The organism is Cognatundibacterium jejuense (assembly GCF_014284255.1).
Classification (GTDB): Bacteria; Pseudomonadota; Gammaproteobacteria; order Burkholderiales; family Burkholderiaceae_D; genus Undibacterium; species Undibacterium jejuense.
Genome location: NZ_JACOFV010000053.1, coordinates 1 through 540, shown reverse-complemented (window position 1 = coordinate 540; position 540 = coordinate 1). Strand labels below are relative to the sequence as shown.

The 540-nt window shown below is 47.0% G+C and carries 1 protein-coding gene; it reads left to right on the top strand.

Annotated features, from left to right (window positions below):
* Window positions 1-75: 75 nt before the first annotated feature.
* The coding region (locus tag H8K32_RS19980) for a transposase (RefSeq protein WP_186914391.1) at window positions 76-540 on the top strand (465 nt) is incomplete at its 3' end.

Genomic DNA, 540 nt, shown 5'->3' with positions numbered 1-540 from the left:
GAGCCTGTAAATAAATTTGTGTAAATGTCCACGGTCTATTAACCTCTGAAGAGGAATTTACCGATGGACATTGTAATGGATAGAGAGAAACTTAAAGCGTTGGCAAAAGAGCTTGCCAAGGACATTAAAACTGAAGCTGACCTCAACATGCTCTCCAGGGAGTTGGTTAAGCTCACTGTAGAGACAGCTTTAAATGCCGAACTGACCGAGCATCTCGGCTACGAAAAGCATGCTGATAGCAAGCCAGCACGAGGCAACTCTCGTAATGGCAGCACCACAAAACGCCTCAAAGGCTCGCATGGCGAAGTCGAAATCTCAGCGCCACGTGATCGTGACGGTAGTTTTGAACCGCAACTCGTTCGAAAAAATCAAACCCGTTTGACCTCGATGGACGATCAGATTCTGACGCTTTATGCCAAAGGGCTGTCAACCCGCGAAATCGTAGAAACTTTTAAAGAAATGTACGACGCAGACGTCTCGCCTACGCTCATTTCGAAGGTCACCGATCGTGTTCTGGAGCAGATTACACAATGGCAATCC